Consider the following 242-nt stretch of genomic DNA (forward strand, 5'->3'; position numbering starts at 1 on the left):
AACAGAATCTATATAAGCAATACTTTGCAGAGTTTTTCAAAGCCCCATATCCTATGCTAAAATACCGTGAAAACGGTAATAGGCGAGTGTCTTCATCCATTCGAACCCGTATACTTGATACTCTCTCATTACAGCATCTAAAGTTTGTGGCACTGTCAATTTGAATTTTTTCCGGTTTTGCCTGCTTTCATCTAAATCTTGAACAGACTCATCTCAACTTAAAACATTACCTTCATGTAGTC

The 242-nt window shown here is 36.8% G+C and carries 1 pseudogene; it reads right to left on the minus strand.

Going from position 1 to position 242, the window contains the following annotated elements:
• Window positions 1-54: 54 nt before the first annotated feature.
• A pseudogene (locus KVT11_RS20455) lies at window positions 55-242 on the minus strand (hypothetical protein); the annotation flags it as partial.

Source organism: Bacillus sp. GbtcB10 (assembly GCF_019091365.1).
GTDB classification, from domain to species: domain Bacteria; phylum Bacillota; class Bacilli; order Bacillales; family Bacillaceae; genus Bacillus; species Bacillus altitudinis.